The organism is Halomonas ramblicola (assembly GCF_030409215.1).
Lineage (GTDB): Bacteria > Pseudomonadota > Gammaproteobacteria > Pseudomonadales > Halomonadaceae > Halomonas > Halomonas ramblicola.
Genome location: NZ_JAUFPL010000017.1, coordinates 175,724 through 191,006 on the forward strand (window position 1 = coordinate 175,724; position 15,283 = coordinate 191,006).

A 15,283-nucleotide genomic window follows, 5' to 3' on the forward strand; every position below is an offset into this window, starting at 1 on the left:
TCAGGCTTGCGGTTGGGCGATGGATTGGGCCAGCAGGTCGGCCAGCGCCGACGGCCAGGGCTTCGGCCTCAGGCGTTCGGCATCGATGCAGGCGATGTCGACCCTGGCCTCGCACAGGGGTTCCCCGCGGTGGCTCACGACCTGGCCGAAGCTTAGCCGGGCGCGGCCGTGAGAGAGGACGGCGACACTCACCTCGAGCGCGTCGTCCAGGCGGGCGGGCTTGGCATAGCGGCACTCCAGGCGGTGGACCACCAACTGGATGCCGTCCTCGAACAGCTCGCGCTGGGTGATGCCCTGCGCACGCAGCCATTCGCTGCGGGCCCGCTCCATGTACTTGAGATAGTTGACGTAGTAGACGATGCCGCCGGCATCGGTGTCCTCGATGTAGACCCGCACCGGCAGCCGGAACTCGCTCATGGGCGCGTCTCCCCCGCGGCATCCTCGGCGCCCTCGGACGGCGCCAGGTCGAAGTGCTGCCACGCCTGGCGGGTGACCACCCGACCCCGGGCGGTGCGCATCATCAACCCCTGCTGGATCAGGTAGGGTTCGATGACGTCCTCGATGGTGTCGCGTTCCTCGCCGATGGCCGCCGCCAGCGAGTCGACGCCCACCGGGCCACCGTCGAACTTCTCGATCATCGCCAGCAGCAGGCGGCGGTCCATGTGGTCGAGGCCGTGGTGGTCCACGTGCAGCATGTTCAGGGCCAGATCGGCGATGGTGGCATCGACCCGCCCGGTGCCGCGCACCTCGGCGTAGTCGCGCACCCGGCGCAGCAGCCGGTTGGCGATGCGCGGCGTGCCGCGGGAGCGCCGCGCCACTTCCAGGGCCCCCTCGCGCTCCGCCTCGACGCCCATCAGCCGCGCCGAGCGGGCGACGATCTCGGTGAGCTCGCCGATGGCGTAGAACTCCAGGCGCTGGACGATGCCGAAGCGATCGCGCAACGGCGAGGTGAGCAGGCCCGCCCGGGTGGTGGCGCCGACCAGGGTGAAGGGCGGCAGGTCGAGCTTGATGGAACGCGCCGCGGGCCCCTCGCCGATCACGATGTCGAGCTGGAAGTCCTCCATGGCGGGATAGAGGATCTCCTCCACCACCGGCGACAGCCGATGGATCTCGTCGATGAACAGCACGTCGCCGGGCTCGAGGTTGGTGAGCATGGCGGCGAGGTCGCCGGCCCGCTCCAGCACCGGGCCGGAGGTGGACTTGAGCCCCACTCCCATCTCCTCGGCGATGATGTGGGCCAGCGTGGTCTTGCCCAGCCCCGGCGGGCCGAACACCAGGGTGTGATCGAGGCTCTCGCCGCGGCCGCGGGCCGCGCCGATGAAGATCTCCAACTGCTCGCGCACCCGTGGCTGGCCGATGTAGTCGACCAGCCGCTTGGGACGGATGGCGCGGTCGACGGGCTCCTCCCCCTCCCGGGCGTCGGCGGCGATCAGGCGATCGTTCTCGAGCATGGCCGTCACCCCGCCATCCGACGGCTAAGCGCCGCCTTGATGATCGCCTCGGTGCTGCCCTCGTCCTCCAGGCCGGAGAGCATCCTGGCCGCCTCGGCGGGCTTGTAGCCCAGGCTGACCAGGGCCGCCTCGGCGTCGGCCAGGGGGGCCTGCCGCGCTGCGGGCGCCTCGGCGCCGCCCGCCACGGCAGCGAGCTCCTGCCCGGGGGCCTCCCAGTGGGGAAAACGGTCGCGCATCTCGATGATCAGCCGTTCGGCGGTCTTCTTGCCCACGCCGGGCAGGCGGGTCAGCGACTTGACGTCGTCGTCCAGCACGCAGCGCATGAAGGCCGCCTCGTCCATGCCCGAGAGGATCGCCAGGGCCAGCTTGGGGCCGATGCCGTTGACCTTGATCAGGGCACGGAACAGGGTACGCTCCTGCTCGCGCAGGAAGCCGTAGAGCAGGTGCGCATCCTCGCGCACGCTGAGGTGGGTGTAGAGGGAGACGGGCTCGCCGGCGGCGGGCAGGGCCACCAGGGTGGTCATGGAAGCCTCCAGCTCGTAGCCGACCCCGGCCACGTCCACCACCAGCCAGGGCGGCTGCTTCTCGAGGAGGGTGCCTCGCAGGCGTCCGATCATGGAAAGTCCGTATCCTTCGCATCAATGGAGGCGGCCCGGGACCGCCGATGCCGCCACTATACTGGTCGCTCGGACGCCTGACCAGCCCGACAAGAACAGCGTTCGACAACCCTGACTGTCGCCGCTAGGCGACAGCTTAGGGGCGAAAATCGCGCCACGAGGTGCCCTTGCGGCGCGAGCGGTGCCCGCCGAAGCTGCCGCCGGTCAGCAAGCCCGCCCGGGCATGGGCGTGGGTCAGGGCGATGGCCAGGGCGTCGGCGGCATCGGCCTGCGGCACCCCCGAGAGCCCCAGGACCGCCGTGACCATGTGCTGGACCTGGGCCTTGTCGGCACGCCCGCTGCCGGTCACCGCCTGCTTGATCTGCCGCGGGCCGTACTCGCTCACCGGCAGGCCGTGGTTGGCGGCGCAGACGATGGCCGTACCGCGCGCCTGACCCAGCTTCAACGCCGAGTCGGCGTTTCGCGACATCACCACCTGCTCGATGGCGAACTCCGCCGGGCGGTGCACCGCGATCAGCTCGCCGATGCCGGCATAGACCTGGGCCAGCTTCTGGGCCAGCTCATCGGCCCGGATGCGGATGCAGCCGCTGGCCACGTAGCGTGGCGCCGAGCCCGCCACGTCGAGCACCCCATAGCCGGTGATCCGCGAGCCGGGGTCGATGCCCAGGATCAGCATCGTCGTTTCTCACTCGAGCCGGTCGAGGACATCGTCGTCGAACTCCGCATTGGTGGTGACGTTCTGGACATCGTCCAGGTCCTCGAGCATGTCGATCAGGCGGATCACCTTGCGGGCCAGCTCCTCGTCGGCGACGGGGGTGGTGGTCTCGGGAAACAGCCCCAGCTCGCTGCGCTCCGGCGTGATGTCCGCCGCGACCAGCGCCGCCTTGACGTCATGGTAGGCTTCCGGAGCGGTGACCACCTCCAGGCTGCCGTCGTCGAGGGCGACGACGTCCTCGGGCTCCGCCTCCAGGGTCGCCTCGATCACCGCCTCCTCGGAGATCCCCCGGGGCAGCGCCAGGCGCCCCTGCTTGTGGAACATGAAGGCCACCGAGCCGCTGGTGCCCAGGTTGCCGCCGCTCTTGTTGAAGGCGTGTCGCACCTCGGAGACAGTGCGATTGCGGTTGTCGGTGAGACACTCCACCATCACTGCCACGCCCTCGGGGCCGTAGCCCTCGTAGACGCACTCCTCCATGGCGTCGTCATCGGCGTTGCCGGCGCCGCGGTCGATGGCACGCTGGATGGTATCCTTGGGCATGTTGTTGGAGAGCGCCTTGTCCACGGCGGTGCGCAGGCGCGGGTTGTCGGCGGCATCGGGCCCGCCCTGGCGCGCCGCCACCGTCAGCTCGCGAATCAGCTTGGTGAAGATCTTGCCCCGCTTGGCGTCCTGGGCCGCCTTGCGGTGCTTGATATTGGACCACTTGCTGTGGCCGGCCATGGCATCCTCCTGGTCGAATGGAGCAGAGTTGATATCACCGCGTACAGCGAGGGGCGCCGGGGGCAAGCCGTAGAGGAGGTCCTACGCCTGGGGTGAGAAGCCCTGCTTCGAACGGGCTGGCCATGGATGGCCAGCACCGGTCCTGCAAGCGGAGCAGGACGCGGGAGCGAAGCAGGGCATCGGTAGCGCCCAGGGAGGGGTTCACAGCGCCTCCTCGATGGTCCGACACTTCGGGGCTTGCCGCCGGATCAGCCCCGAGCGTTGCCGCCGGATTGGTTCTGCTGAGTGAACAGGATACGCCACCGGCGCCCTGGGGCGCCGGTGTGCATCAGGCTGCGACGGGGAACCGGCTCACTGCTGCCCTTCCGCCTTGGCCTTGTGGCGCAGGCGGATGTTGAGCTCGCGGAGCTGCTCGGCGCTGACCTCGCCCGGGGCGTCGGTCATCAGGCAGGCCGCGCTCTGGGTCTTCGGGAAGGCGATCACCTCGCGGATGGTGCGGGCCCCGCTCATCAGCATCACCAGGCGGTCGAGGCCGAAGGCCAGGCCACCATGGGGCGGCGCGCCGTACTGCAGGGCGTCGAGCAGGAAGCCGAACTTCGCGCGGGCCTCCTCCGCGTCGATGCCGAGCACCTCGAGCACCGTCTGTTGCATGGCGTGGTCGTGGATACGGATGGAACCACCGCCCAGCTCGGTGCCGTTGAGCACCATGTCGTAGGCCCGTGACAGCGCCTCGGCCGGATGGGTCTTGAGGGTCTCCACGTCGCAGGACGGCGCCGTGAAGGGATGGTGCAGGGCCTGCAGGCGGGCACTGCCGTCGTCCTCGAACATCGGAAAGTCCACCACCCAGAGCGGCGCCCACTCATGGGTGTAGAGGTCGAGGTCCTCGCCGAGCCTGACGCGCAGCGCGCCGATCGCCTCGTTGACGATGCGCGCCTGGTCGGCACCGAAGAAGATGATGTCGTCGTCCTCGGCACCCACGCGGTCCAGCAGCGGCTCGATCACGTTCTCCATGAACTTGACGATGGGCGATTGCAGCCCCTCCAGCCCCTTGGCGCGCTCGTTGACCTTGATCCAGGCCAAGCCCTTGGCGCCATAGATGCCGACGAAGCGGGTGTAGTCGTCGATCTCCTTGCGCGTGAGCCTGGCCCCACCCGGCACCCTGAGCGCCGCCACCCGGCCATCATCGGCGTTGGCCGGACCGGAGAACACCTTGAAGTCCACGTCCTTCATCAGGTCGTCGACGCCGGTGAGTTCCAGCGGGATGCGCAGGTCCGGCTTGTCGGAGCCGTAACGGTTCATCGCCTCGCCGTAGGGCATGCGCGGGAACTCGGGCAGCTCGACGGCCAACACCTCCTGGAACAGCTGGCGCACCATGCCCTCGGTGATCGCCATGATGTCGTCCTCGGAGACGAAGGAGGCCTCGAGGTCGATCTGGGTGAATTCCGGCTGGCGGTCGGCGCGCAGGTCCTCGTCGCGGAAGCACTTGGCGATCTGGTAGTAGCGATCGAAGCCGGACACCATCAGCAACTGCTTGAACAGCTGGGGGGACTGGGGCAGCGCGAAGAAGCTGCCCGCATGGGTGCGGCTCGGTACCAGGTAGTCGCGGGCGCCCTCGGGGGTGGCGCGGGTCAGGATCGGCGTCTCGATGTCCAGGAAGCCCTGGCCCTCGAGATAGGCTCGCACGCTATGCGAGATCCGCGAGCGCAGGCGCAGCTTGTCGATCATCTCGGGACGACGCAGGTCGATGTAGCGGTGCTTGAGGCGCACCTCCTCGCCCACCTTGCCGTGTTCGTCCAGCTGGAAGGGCGGCGTGGCGGCGGTGTTGAGCACCTCCACCTCCTTGGCCAGCACCTCGATCATGCCGGTGGGCATGCCGGGGTTCTGGGTGCCCTCCGGGCGCAGCCTGACGCGACCGACGATGCGCAGCACATACTCGCTGCGGGCGCGGTCGGCGTTCGCGAAGGCCTCGGCGGTATCGGGGTCCACCACGACCTGGGCGATGCCATCGCGATCGCGCATGTCGAGAAAGATCACCCCCCCGTGGTCACGGCGGCGGTGTACCCAGCCGCACAGGGTGACCGTCTGGTCCACCAGGGTCTCGTTGAGCTGGCCGCAATAATGGCTGCGCATGTCGTATCCTGTTCTGTTGCGTAGTGGGGGAATCAACCTGGCGAGGCGGCCCTCAGGCCGCCGCACCCTCCTTCTTGGTCGGCGTCGAGGACGGGGCGTCGCTCGAGGCCCCGCCGTCGCCGGCCAGGTTCTTCTTGCTGCCGGACTTGAAGTCGGTCTCGTACCAACCACCGCCGGCCAGGCGGAAACCGGCCGCCGAGACCAGGCGCGAGAGCGCCGCGGCGTCGCAGGCCGGACAGTCGCTCAGCGGCTCGGCGCCGAGTTTCTGAAGCTTTTCCAGGCGATGGCCGCAGGCCTTGCACTCGTATTCGTAGATGGGCATGGTTTGATCACTCCGGAAACGACATAACCCAGATGGACAGTGAGTGCCGGGCAGGGCCCGACCCCCGATGAGCGAATATATGGCCGGCCCGCACGACTTCCAAGCCTGCCAAAGCCGTCTATTATAGCGTGCCCACTACCCTTGCGGGCAAGGCGAGCCGCGCGAGGCACCACTAAGGAACCCGATCCCATGAAAGCCGTCATCCTCGATGCCGCCAGCCTCGGCCCCGACGTGGACCTGACCCCCATCCGCGAGCGGGTCGAGACCCTGGAGGTGCATGCCCAGAGCACCACCGACGAGAGTCGCGAGCGCCTGGCCGGCGCCACGGTGGCCATCGTCAACAAGGTGGTGCTCGACGCCGCCACCCTGGAGGCCCTGCCCGAGCTGCGCCTGATCTGCGTGCTGGCGACGGGGACCAACAACATCGACACGGCCGCCGCCGAGCGGCGGGGCATCGCGGTGAGGAACGTCACCGCCTACGGCACCGCCAGCGTCGCCCAGCACACCCTGATGCTGATGCTGGCCCTGGCCAACCGCCTGCCCCTCTACCAGCGCGACGTGGCCGCGGGCCGCTGGGGCGAGAGCCCCTTCTTCTGCCTGATGGACCACACCACCCTGCAGCTCGAGGGCAAGCACCTGGCGATCGTCGGCCAGGGCACCCTGGGCGGCAAGGTGGGCCGACTGGCCGAGGCCTTCGGCATGCGCGTGACCTTCGCCGCCCGCCCCGGCAGCGAGGCGAACGACGCGCGCCCCGGCCTGGCCGAGCTGGCCCCCGAGGCCGACGTGATCAGCCTGCACTGTCCGCTCAACGAGGCCACCCGCCACCTGGTGGATACCCACCTGCTGGCCCGCCTCAAGCCCGGCGCCCTGCTGGTCAACTGTGCCCGCGGCGGCATCATCGACGAGCAGGCGGCACTGGCCGCCCTGCGCGAGGAGCGGCTGGGCGGACTCGGCGTCGATGTCCTGCCGGTGGAGCCGCCCCGCGACGGCCATCCCCTGCTCGACGCCCTGGCGGAGCCGCTCAACCTGATCGTCACCCCACACAGCGCCTGGATCACGCCCGAGGCGCGCCAGAACGTGGTGACGCTGACCGCCGAGAACCTGCGCGCCTGGCAGGCCCACTGAGGACGCCCGCGAATGCTGCACAACTTCGGTTCCATCAATCTCGATCACTTCTACCGCGTGCCGCACCTGGTGGCCCCCGGCGAGACCCTGGCCAGCCGCGACTACCGGGTCGGCCTGGGCGGCAAGGGCGCCAACCAGTCGCTGGCCATGGCCCGGGCCGGCGGCCGGCTGTGCCACTGGGGCCGCCTCGGCCGCCAGGACGCCTGGGCCGGCGACATCCTGGCCCGGGCCGGCGTCGAGGTCGGCCACCTGGCACTGGTGGACGAGCCCAGCGGCCACGCCATCATCCAGGTGGACGACGCCGGCGAGAACGCCATCATCCTCTTCCCCGGGGCCAACCACGGCTTCTCCCGTGCCGACCTCGAGACCCTGGTGGCCACCGCCGAGCCCGGCGACTGGCTGCTGCTGCAGAACGAGTGTCGAGGACTCGCGACGCTGATCCCGCTGGCCGCCGAACGCGGCCTGGCGATCGCCTTCAACCCCGCGCCCATGGCCGCGGGGGTGCTGGAGCTTCCCCTGCACCACTGCCGCCTGCTGTTCGTCAATCGTACCGAGGCGGCCCAACTGGCCGACCTGCCGGTGGAAGCCACTGCCTCGGCACTGCTCGACGCCCTGGCCACCCGCCTGCCCGACAGCGAACTGGTGCTGACCCTGGGCGGCGAAGGCGCCTGGTACCAGCACGGGAGCGAGCGTCTCCACCAGCCGGCGTTGCCGGTGACGGCGGTGGACACCACCGCCGCAGGAGACACCTTTATCGGCTACTTCATGGCCGCCTTGCAGGCAGAGATGCCCGTGAGTGACTGCCTGGAGCGCGCCGCCACGGCGGCGGCACTCGGCGTGCAGCGCCCCGGCGCCGCCGAGAGCATTCCCGACCGTGACGAGGTGGAGCGCGCCCTGCAGGACGCGGCGAGCCGCTGACCCATCGACCCGACTGGAGCTTCCCGTGACCCACCCGATCATCTTCGACACCGACCCAGGCGTGGACGATGCCCAGGCCATCGCCATCGCCCTGCGCCACCCCGAGATCGAGCTGCTGGGCATGACCACCACCTACGGCAACGTGGACGTGGCGACGGCGACCCACAATGCCCTGCTGCTGGCCGAACTGGCCGGACGCGACATCCCGGTGGCCCAGGGCGCCGCGGCCCCCCTGGTCAAGCCACGGCATCCGGCGCCGGCACACATCCACGGCGCCAACGGCCTGGGCAACATTGCCCTGCCGGAGGTCATGGGCAAGGCCGATCCCAGAAGTGCCGCCCAGTTTATCGTCGACACCGTCAACGCCCGCCCCGGCGAGGTGACGCTGGTGGCGGTGGGCCCGGTGGGCAATCTGGCGGCGGCACTGCAACTGGATCCGTCGATCACCGAGCGCGTCAAGCGGGTGGTGATCATGGGCGGCTCGATTCGCGAGGGGGGCAACGTCACGCCGGTGGCCGAGGCCAACATGTTCAACGACCCCGATGCCGCCGCCCGGGCACTGACCGCCGGCTGGCCGTTGATCCTGGTGGGGCTCGACGTCACCCACCGCTGCGTGCTGACGCCCGAGCACATGGCGCGCATCGAGGCCGGCCAGGGCGAGCTGGGCAGGGTCCTGGCCGACAGCTACGCCTTCTACCGGGACTTCTACCGTGAGGCGCTGGGCATCGACGGCTGCTGCCCCCACGACAGCTGTGCCCTGGCCTGGCTGCTGCGCCCCGAGCTGTTCACCACCGCCCGCGGCCACCTCGGCGTGGCCACTTCCGGCGAGGCCGAGGGCCAGACCCTCTTCGCCCCCGAGGGCCGTGCCTTCATCGAGCCACGCTGGTCGCAGAGCCCGCTGGTGGACGTCTGCCTGGGCGTCGACGGCGCGGCGGTCAGCGACTGGATCGCCGACGTCCTGGCCTGAGCCACCGACCATCAGCCGATGCGGAAATCGTCCGGGTCACGCAGCTCGACCACCTCGAGTTCCACATGGGTGACCCGGGCGCTGGGCGGCCCCCTCCACAGCCACTGGCTGACCTCCCGCACGGCGTCGCGTCCGCCGCACAGCAGCACCTCCACCCGACCGTCGGGCAGGTTGAGGGCATGCCCGGTCAGGCCGTGCCTCAGCGCCTGTTCCTGGGTCGCCCCGCGATACCAGACGCCCTGCACCTTGCCCGTCACCAGGGCCTTCACGCAGCACTTCTCCATGGGCTCCTCCGTCGTCGATGACCGCCGCCCCGGCCGCTGACGGCCGGTAGGCTCCCCTTCCTTTCTAGCAGCCGGGGCGCCGGGCGAGCCAGCCCGGCAGCGCTTCCTTCCGCCACGGCGATGCTCTAATCTTGAAGATAGCCCCGCAGGCCGGCCACAAGCCGGCCCCGGCGGCCCCGCCCTACCCGGGCACCCCAGACACAACCACAATCCTCACGAGGGAGTTCCACGCCATGCCGGTCTTCACCCACCCGGAGTTCGACCATCACCAGCAGATCGTCCACGGCTGCGACGCCGCCAGCGGCCTGCGTGCCATCATTGCCATCCATGACACCACCCGCGGCCCCGCCCTGGGCGGCCTGCGCATCTATCCCTACGCCAGCGAGGCGGACGCCCTGACCGACGTGCTGCGCCTGTCGCGCGGCATGAGCTACAAGTCGGCCATGGCCGACCTGCCGCTGGGCGGCGGCAAGGCGGTGATCATCGCCGATCCGCGCACCGACAAGACCCCCGAGCTGCTGCGCGCCATGGGCCGGCTGGTGGACTCCCTGGGTGGCCGCTACGTCACCGCCGAGGACTCCGGCTCCAGCGAGGCGGACATGCAGGTGATCGCCGAGGAGACCGCCCATGTGGGCGGGCTGCGCCGCGCCGATGGCGAATCCGGCGACCCGTCACCCTTCACCGCCTGGGGCGTGTTCTGCGCGCTGAGGAGCGCCGTGCGCCACGGGCTCGGCCGCCGCGACCTCGAGGGACTCAAGGTGGCCATCCAGGGCGTCGGGCACGTCGGCGAACACCTCGCCCGGCACCTGCACGCCGCCGGCGCCCGCCTGGTGTTAACCGATGTCGACCGCGAGGCACTGGCCCACCTGGCCGAGGAGCTGGGTGCCGAGACGGTGGCGCCGGAGGCGATCTTCGACGCCGAGGTGGACGTCTTCGCCCCCTGCGCCCTGGGGGCGGTACTCGACGCCGAGGTAGTGGACAGGCTCCGGGCCCGGGTGGTCTGCGGCGCCGCCAACAACCAGCTCGCCACCCCGCGGATGGCCGAGCGACTGATCGCCCGCGGCATCCTCTACACCCCGGACTACGTCGCCAACGCCGGCGGGGTGATCGAGATCGCCTGGCAGCGCCGTGCCGACTACGACCGCCGGGCGGTGATGGCGCACATCGAGGGCATCGGGGCCACCCTGGACGAACTCTTCGCCCGCGCCGGGCGCGAGGGCCGGAGCCCGGCGCATATCGCCGATGCCATGGCCCGGGAGCGCTTCGGCCGCGGCTGACACCGCGACGACGAGGCCGGCATCATGCCGGCCCGGACGTCTCGCGGTCGTCGAGCAGCTCGCGCCGGACCACCACGGCGGTGTTGCGCGGGATCAGCGGCCGCCCGCGTTCCGCCAGGTGGCAGCGAGTGAAGGCGGCCCCGAACAGCAGGATGAGCGAGGAGTAGTAGACCCACAGCAGGATCATCACCACCGAGCCCGCGGCACCGTAGGTGGACGCCGTGGCGGTATGGGAGAGATAGACCGCGATCGCCGTGCGCCCCACCGTGAACAGCACGGCCGTCACCACGGCCCCCACCAGCACGTCCCGCCAGCGCAGCACCACGTCCGGCAGCACCTTGAAGATGGTGGCGAAGAGCGCCGCGACCACGGCCAGCGAGACCAGGAACTCGGCGCCGGTGGTCAGGAAGCCGATGAAGGGGAGCAGGTCGTCGGCGGCCTGCAGGGCCGCCCGAAGCATGACCGCGGTGACCAGCGACACCAGCAGGATGAAGCCGATGGAGAGCACCACGGTGAGCGACAGCACCCGGTTCTTGATGAACACCAGGGCGCTGTTGGCGCTGGGCCGTGCGGTGACGCCCCACAGGGTGTTCAGCGAGAACTGCATCTGGGCGAAGACGGTGGTGGCCCCCACCAGCAGCGCGCCGATGCCCAACAGGGTCGGCAGCAGGCCGGATTCCTCGAGGCGCGACTGGGCCACCGCCTGCTCGATGGCGGCGGCGGCGTCATGGCCCATGGTGCCCTGTAGTTGGGCGACGATCTGCCCCTGGGCGGCCTCCTCGCCGAGGACCAGGCCGATCACCGTCACGGCGATGATCATCGTGGGCGCGAGAGAGAAGAGGGTGTAGAAGGCCAGCGAGCCGGCGTAGCTGAAGGCGTTGCGCTCCAGCCAGAGTCGCAGCGCGCCGTGAACGACGTTCCACCAGAAACGCAGCGCCGCCTTGAGGCGTGAGGGCGAGAGCCGTCGGGTATCGAGCATGGGGCCTCCCTGTACGTCCTTGTGACGCCAGCATACCGGATGCGGCGGCGCCCTGCCCTCCTGGGCCAACCGCAGAGGTGGGGCCATCGACGAGCCTGCCCCAGCGACGCGTTGCAAGCCTCCGGAGGCCTGACCATAATGGGCGCCGCCCATCCACCCGACCCAGGCCCCCTGCATGAGCTCCCGCCCGGATGCCGCCCCCGCCAGCCCCGACTTCGATTGCCTGGTCTTCATCGGGCGTTTCCAGCCGCCCCACCTGGGCCATCTGGCGGTGATCCACGAGGCGCTCAAGCGGGCCCGTCAGGTAATCGTGCTGGTGGGCTCCTCCTGGCAGGCGCGCTCGCTGCGCAACCCCTGGCGCTTCGAGGAGCGCCGCGCCATGCTGCGCGGCGCCTTCGATGACGAGGACAACGCCCGCCTGGCGGTGGTCCCACTGCTCGATGCCCTCTACAACAACGACGTCTGGGTGCGCGACGTCCAGCGCAAGGTCCGCGACATCGCCAGCCCGCTCGGCGCCCGCCTGCCACGCATCGGCCTGATCGGCGCCAGCCGCGGCCAGTCCAGCTACTACCTGTCGCTGTTTCCCCAGTGGGAATCGGTCAGCGTGCCGCTGGTGGAAGGCATCTCGGCCAGCCAGATCCGCGAGCGCCTGTTCCGCTCCGCCTCCTCGGCGAACGACTACCTGAGCACCGGGGCGGCCCACGACCTGCCGCCCGGGGTCGTCGGGGCGATCCGCGACTTCTGCGACGAGGAGAGCTATCGCCAGTTGATCGAGGAGCAGCAGCTGCTCGACCAGTATCGCAGTGCCTGGGCCCAGGCGCCCTACCCGCCCATCTTCGTCACGGTCAACGCCGTGGTGGTGCAATCCGGCCATGTGTTGCTGGTGCGTCGCACGGCGGCACCGGGCAAGGGGCTCCTCGCCCTGCCCGGGGGCTTCATCAACCCCCATGAACGACTGCTGGACGCCTGCCTGCGGGAGCTGCGCGAGCGGGTGCGCCTCAAGGTGCCGGAGCCCGTCCTCAAGGGCTCGCTGCGCGGCCAGCGGCTGTTCGACGAGCCCCACCGCAGCTGGCGGGGCCGCACCCTGGCCGAGGCCTTCTACTTCGCGCTGCGCCCCGAGCAGCAGCTGCCGCGGCTCAAGCCGGTCAAGGGCGGTGACCATGCCCGCTGGGTGGCGCTGGCCGACCTGGACCCGGAGAGCCTGTTCGAGGACCACTTCTTCATCATCCAGGACTTCCTGGGACTGCCCGCCGACTTCGGCGGAGCGTGAAGCCGACGGGGGATCACGCCTGGAGGAAGTCGCGGGGCAGCTTCATCATCTGCTTCCAGAGTTTCTCGACGCCGGGCTTGTGCACCAGCGAACAGCGGTAGAGGCGGATCTCCAGCGGCACGTCCCACTGCTCGCCCCCGGCGCGCACCAGGCGGCCGCTCCTGAGCTCCTCGCGGATGCAGAAGTCGGGGATCCAGGCCATGCCCATCCCCTGCAGCACCATGCCCTTGAGGCCCTCGGCCATGGCCGTCTCGTAGACGGTACGGAGGCGCAGGCGCAGCGGGTCGTTCTTGAGCAGCATGCGCACGCTGCGTCCCAGGAAGGCGCCCTGGGTGTAGGCCAGGTAGGGCACCGAGCCGCGATCCTCGAGCGGGAAGCGCGGTCGGCCGGCTTCATCGGGCAGGCTGACGGGGATCATCTTGACCTGGCCGATGGAGAAGGAGGGAAACACCTCGGTGTCGAGTTGCATGCTGGCGTAGGGATCGTAATAGGCCAGCATCAGGTCGCAGTTGCCCTCGCGCAACACATGGATCGCCTCGCCCACGTTCATGGCCACCAGGCGGGTGGGCAGCTCCCCCACCCCCTGCTGCAGGCGCGAGATCCACGGCGGGTAGAAGCTCAACGCCAGGGAGTGGGCGGCGACGATGTCCAGCGCCTCGTTGGCCATGGCCAGGCCGCGCAGGTGGCCGAGGCTCTCGTTGAGCTGCTCTACCAGGTTGCGGGCGGTGACCAGGAACAGCTGGCCTTCCGGGGTCAGGTCGACGGGGGTCGTGGAGCGATCCACCAGGGTCACGCCCACCGCCTGCTCCAGGGAGCGAATGCGGCGGCTGAAGGCCGGCTGGGTGACGTGGCGCTGGCGTGCCGAGGCGGAAAAACTGCGCGTATTGGCCAGGGCGACGAAGTCCTCCAGCCACTTGGTCTCCAGGTTCACCGCAACTCCCGATCCGAGGATGGCGTGTCGGCCGACGCAGCGGCCATCGCAGCCCGGTAATATATCACTGGATGGGGGACAGCAGGTAGGCGGCCCGGGAGACCAGCTGGCGCCACAGCGGACGCGAGGTCAGCTCCTCCAGGCTGACCCGTCGGCAGTCGGCGAAGTCACGCTCGAGCATCGTTCGCGCCTCGGCGGCGAAGAGCGGATCCACCACCACCGCGGTGATCTCGAAATTGAGCCGGAAGGAGCGGTTGTCCAGGTTCACCGTCCCCACGCTGGCCGCGGCGTCGTCGATCAGCATCACCTTCTGGTGCAGGAAGCCCGGCTGGTAGCGGTAGACCTTGACCCCCGCGCGCAGCATGTCGGGCAGGAAGGAGAAGGCCGACAGGAACACCAGCAGGTGGTCGGGACGCTCCGGCATCATGATGCGCACGTCGACGCCGCGCATCGCCGCCAGCCGCAGGGCATCCTGGACGCCCTGGTCCGGCACGAAGTAGGGGCTGGTCACCCAGAAGCGCTGGTGGGCGCTGTGAATGGCGTGCTGGACCAGCAGGCTGGCGGTCTCCTGGCCGTCCGCCGGCCCGGAGGGCACGATCAGCACGTCCTGGCACTCCTCGCAGGTCAGGCGCGGCGTCCACTCCAGGGTCAGGACCTCGCCGGTGGCCCAGTGCCAGTCTTCCCAGAAGGCCTCCTGCAGGCCGAGCACGCTGGGGCCGGTGAGCTTGAGGTGGGTGTCCCGCCAGGGGCCGTGGCGGGGATGCTGGCCCAGATACTCGACGCCGACGTTGAAGCCGCCCAGCCAGCCCTCCCGGCCGTCCACCACCAGTACCTTGCGGTGGTTGCGGAAGTTGAGCTGGAAGCGATGGCGGAATCCTCGGGACGAACGGAAGGCGCTCACCTCGATACCGGCCTCGGCGAGGTCGCGCAGGTAGCCCTCGTTGAGCTTGTGGCTGCCGATCTCGTCGTACAGGAAGTAGACCCGCACGCCACGCTCGGCAGCGTGCTGAAGGCGGTGCTTGAGCTCCAGGCCCAGGGCGTCGTGGCGCACGATGAAGAACTGCACGAGCACGTACTCCTCCGCCCGCTCGATGCCGGTGAACAGGCTGTCGAAGGTCGCCTCGCCGTCGATCAGCAGCGAGGCGCGGTTGCCGCCGGTCATCGGCATCCGTGCCAGTTGCTCCACGGCGCGCACGTCGGGATCGCGATGGTCCGAGACATAGGGGTCGATGCGCTCGCGATAGCGGGCCAGCACCCGACGCAGCACGCTGTCACGTTCACCCCGCGCCGACACGTAGCCGTAGAAGCGCGGCCGGCCGAAGACCCAGTAGAGGGGCACCGCCAGGTAGGGGAAGGTGACCAACGAGATGATCCAGGCGATGGCGCCCTGGGAGGTGCGGCTGGACAGCAGGGCCATCACCGCCGAGACGAAGCCCAGCAGGTAGGTAACGGTGATCGCCATGCCGATCAGCCAGGAGGTCATGCGTACTCCCTGTCAAAACAGCGACCTGCAGCATACTCCAAAGGCAAGCGCCCCCGCCAGATGGCGGGGGCGCCGTGTCGGGCCGCGGCCCTTC

General features: G+C 69.8%; 16 protein-coding genes. 5 read left to right on the forward strand and 11 right to left on the reverse strand.

The features are described 5' to 3' along the window. The 7 genes from ybgC to QWY80_RS05225 form a co-directional block, all read right to left on the reverse strand. Positions 1–417 (reverse strand): tol-pal system-associated acyl-CoA thioesterase, encoded by a 417-nt coding sequence (gene ybgC, locus QWY80_RS05195; protein ID WP_290229642.1) that lies wholly within the window; start codon positions 415–417, stop codon positions 1–3. Beyond that, complete coding sequence (ruvB, locus tag QWY80_RS05200) at positions 414–1,451, reverse strand: Holliday junction branch migration DNA helicase RuvB (RefSeq protein ID WP_290229643.1); 1,038 nt, start codon at positions 1,449–1,451, stop codon at positions 414–416. Before ruvB ends, ybgC begins: the two co-directional genes overlap by 4 nt. Before the next feature lie 5 nt (positions 1,452–1,456). Then, positions 1,457–2,068: a Holliday junction branch migration protein RuvA gene (gene ruvA, locus QWY80_RS05205; RefSeq protein ID WP_290229644.1), complete on the reverse strand. Its 612-nt coding sequence runs from the start codon at positions 2,066–2,068 to the stop codon at positions 1,457–1,459. 136 nt (positions 2,069–2,204) lie between these two features. Beyond that, positions 2,205–2,744, reverse strand: coding sequence for a crossover junction endodeoxyribonuclease RuvC (gene ruvC, locus QWY80_RS05210; RefSeq protein ID WP_290229645.1), 540 nt, complete (start codon positions 2,742–2,744; stop codon positions 2,205–2,207). Positions 2,745–2,753: 9 nt separating this feature from the next. Continuing rightward, positions 2,754–3,503: a YebC/PmpR family DNA-binding transcriptional regulator gene (locus tag QWY80_RS05215; RefSeq protein WP_290229646.1), complete on the reverse strand. Its 750-nt coding sequence runs from the start codon at positions 3,501–3,503 to the stop codon at positions 2,754–2,756. Between the two features lie 351 nt (positions 3,504–3,854). Further along, positions 3,855–5,633, reverse strand: coding sequence for an aspartate--tRNA ligase (aspS, locus tag QWY80_RS05220; protein WP_290229647.1), 1,779 nt, complete (start codon positions 5,631–5,633; stop codon positions 3,855–3,857). A gap of 52 nt (positions 5,634–5,685) precedes the next feature. After that, complete coding sequence (locus QWY80_RS05225; RefSeq protein WP_290229648.1) at positions 5,686–5,955, reverse strand: FmdB family zinc ribbon protein; 270 nt, start codon at positions 5,953–5,955, stop codon at positions 5,686–5,688. Between the two features lie 189 nt (positions 5,956–6,144). Between QWY80_RS05225 and QWY80_RS05230 the strand changes: the two genes are divergently transcribed. Genes QWY80_RS05230 through QWY80_RS05240 form a run of 3 tightly spaced genes read left to right on the forward strand, consistent with a single transcriptional unit; the run spans position 6,145 to position 8,965 of the window. After that, complete coding sequence (locus QWY80_RS05230; RefSeq protein WP_290229649.1) at positions 6,145–7,080, forward strand: D-2-hydroxyacid dehydrogenase; 936 nt, start codon at positions 6,145–6,147, stop codon at positions 7,078–7,080. Between the two features lie 12 nt (positions 7,081–7,092). Next, entirely contained in the window at positions 7,093–7,998 is a 906-nt protein-coding gene (locus tag QWY80_RS05235) for a ribokinase (protein ID WP_290229650.1), read from the forward strand. Between the two features lie 25 nt (positions 7,999–8,023). Beyond that, complete coding sequence (locus QWY80_RS05240) at positions 8,024–8,965, forward strand: nucleoside hydrolase (protein ID WP_290229651.1); 942 nt, start codon at positions 8,024–8,026, stop codon at positions 8,963–8,965. 11 nt (positions 8,966–8,976) lie between these two features. On the opposite strand, the gene QWY80_RS05245 is transcribed toward QWY80_RS05240, so the two are convergent. Beyond that, positions 8,977–9,249 carry an acylphosphatase gene (locus QWY80_RS05245; RefSeq protein WP_290229652.1) on the reverse strand — a complete coding sequence of 91 codons (273 nt, stop codon included), beginning with the start codon at positions 9,247–9,249 and terminating at the stop codon, positions 8,977–8,979. Between the two features lie 233 nt (positions 9,250–9,482). Here QWY80_RS05245 and QWY80_RS05250 point away from each other — a divergent pair, with 233 nt between their 5' ends. Then, entirely contained in the window at positions 9,483–10,526 is a 1,044-nt protein-coding gene (locus QWY80_RS05250; RefSeq protein ID WP_290229653.1) for a Glu/Leu/Phe/Val family dehydrogenase, read from the forward strand. 22 nt (positions 10,527–10,548) lie between these two features. Here QWY80_RS05250 and QWY80_RS05255 read toward each other — a convergent pair whose 3' ends face one another. Further along, entirely contained in the window at positions 10,549–11,505 is a 957-nt protein-coding gene (locus QWY80_RS05255; RefSeq protein WP_290229654.1) for a YihY/virulence factor BrkB family protein, read from the reverse strand. 175 nt (positions 11,506–11,680) lie between these two features. Here QWY80_RS05255 and QWY80_RS05260 point away from each other — a divergent pair, with 175 nt between their 5' ends. Next, entirely contained in the window at positions 11,681–12,775 is a 1,095-nt protein-coding gene (locus QWY80_RS05260; RefSeq protein ID WP_290229655.1) for a bifunctional nicotinamide-nucleotide adenylyltransferase/Nudix hydroxylase, read from the forward strand. A 13-nt stretch (positions 12,776–12,788) separates the two neighbouring features. Here the strand turns inward: QWY80_RS05260 and QWY80_RS05265 are convergent, their stop codons facing one another. Together QWY80_RS05265 and cls are read right to left on the reverse strand one after the other, a co-directional pair. Then, complete coding sequence (locus tag QWY80_RS05265) at positions 12,789–13,706, reverse strand: LysR substrate-binding domain-containing protein (protein ID WP_290229656.1); 918 nt, start codon at positions 13,704–13,706, stop codon at positions 12,789–12,791. 64 nt (positions 13,707–13,770) lie between these two features. Further along, positions 13,771–15,189 carry a cardiolipin synthase gene (cls, locus tag QWY80_RS05270; RefSeq protein WP_290229657.1) on the reverse strand — a complete coding sequence of 473 codons (1,419 nt, stop codon included), beginning with the start codon at positions 15,187–15,189 and terminating at the stop codon, positions 13,771–13,773. Positions 15,190–15,283 lie beyond the last annotated feature (94 nt).

What these genes read in the sequence shown, in the direction of transcription:
- ruvC (WP_290229645.1), bottom strand. Translation starts at nt 2,744, where the DNA reads ATGCTGATCCTGGGCATCGACCCCGGCTCGCGGATCACCGGCTATGGG.
- QWY80_RS05250 (WP_290229653.1), top strand. Translation starts at nt 9,483, where the DNA reads ATGCCGGTCTTCACCCACCCGGAGTTCGACCATCACCAGCAGATCGTC.
- ruvB (WP_290229643.1), bottom strand. Translation starts at nt 1,451, where the DNA reads ATGCTCGAGAACGATCGCCTGATCGCCGCCGACGCCCGGGAGGGGGAG.
- QWY80_RS05235 (WP_290229650.1), top strand. Translation starts at nt 7,093, where the DNA reads ATGCTGCACAACTTCGGTTCCATCAATCTCGATCACTTCTACCGCGTG.
- ruvA (WP_290229644.1), bottom strand. Translation starts at nt 2,068, where the DNA reads ATGATCGGACGCCTGCGAGGCACCCTCCTCGAGAAGCAGCCGCCCTGG.
- QWY80_RS05260 (WP_290229655.1), top strand. Translation starts at nt 11,681, where the DNA reads ATGAGCTCCCGCCCGGATGCCGCCCCCGCCAGCCCCGACTTCGATTGC.
- cls (WP_290229657.1), bottom strand. Translation starts at nt 15,189, where the DNA reads ATGACCTCCTGGCTGATCGGCATGGCGATCACCGTTACCTACCTGCTG.
- QWY80_RS05215 (WP_290229646.1), bottom strand. Translation starts at nt 3,503, where the DNA reads ATGGCCGGCCACAGCAAGTGGTCCAATATCAAGCACCGCAAGGCGGCC.
- QWY80_RS05230 (WP_290229649.1), top strand. Translation starts at nt 6,145, where the DNA reads ATGAAAGCCGTCATCCTCGATGCCGCCAGCCTCGGCCCCGACGTGGAC.
- QWY80_RS05255 (WP_290229654.1), bottom strand. Translation starts at nt 11,505, where the DNA reads ATGCTCGATACCCGACGGCTCTCGCCCTCACGCCTCAAGGCGGCGCTG.
- ybgC (WP_290229642.1), bottom strand. Translation starts at nt 417, where the DNA reads ATGAGCGAGTTCCGGCTGCCGGTGCGGGTCTACATCGAGGACACCGAT.
- QWY80_RS05245 (WP_290229652.1), bottom strand. Translation starts at nt 9,249, where the DNA reads ATGGAGAAGTGCTGCGTGAAGGCCCTGGTGACGGGCAAGGTGCAGGGC.
- aspS (WP_290229647.1), bottom strand. Translation starts at nt 5,633, where the DNA reads ATGCGCAGCCATTATTGCGGCCAGCTCAACGAGACCCTGGTGGACCAG.
- QWY80_RS05225 (WP_290229648.1), bottom strand. Translation starts at nt 5,955, where the DNA reads ATGCCCATCTACGAATACGAGTGCAAGGCCTGCGGCCATCGCCTGGAA.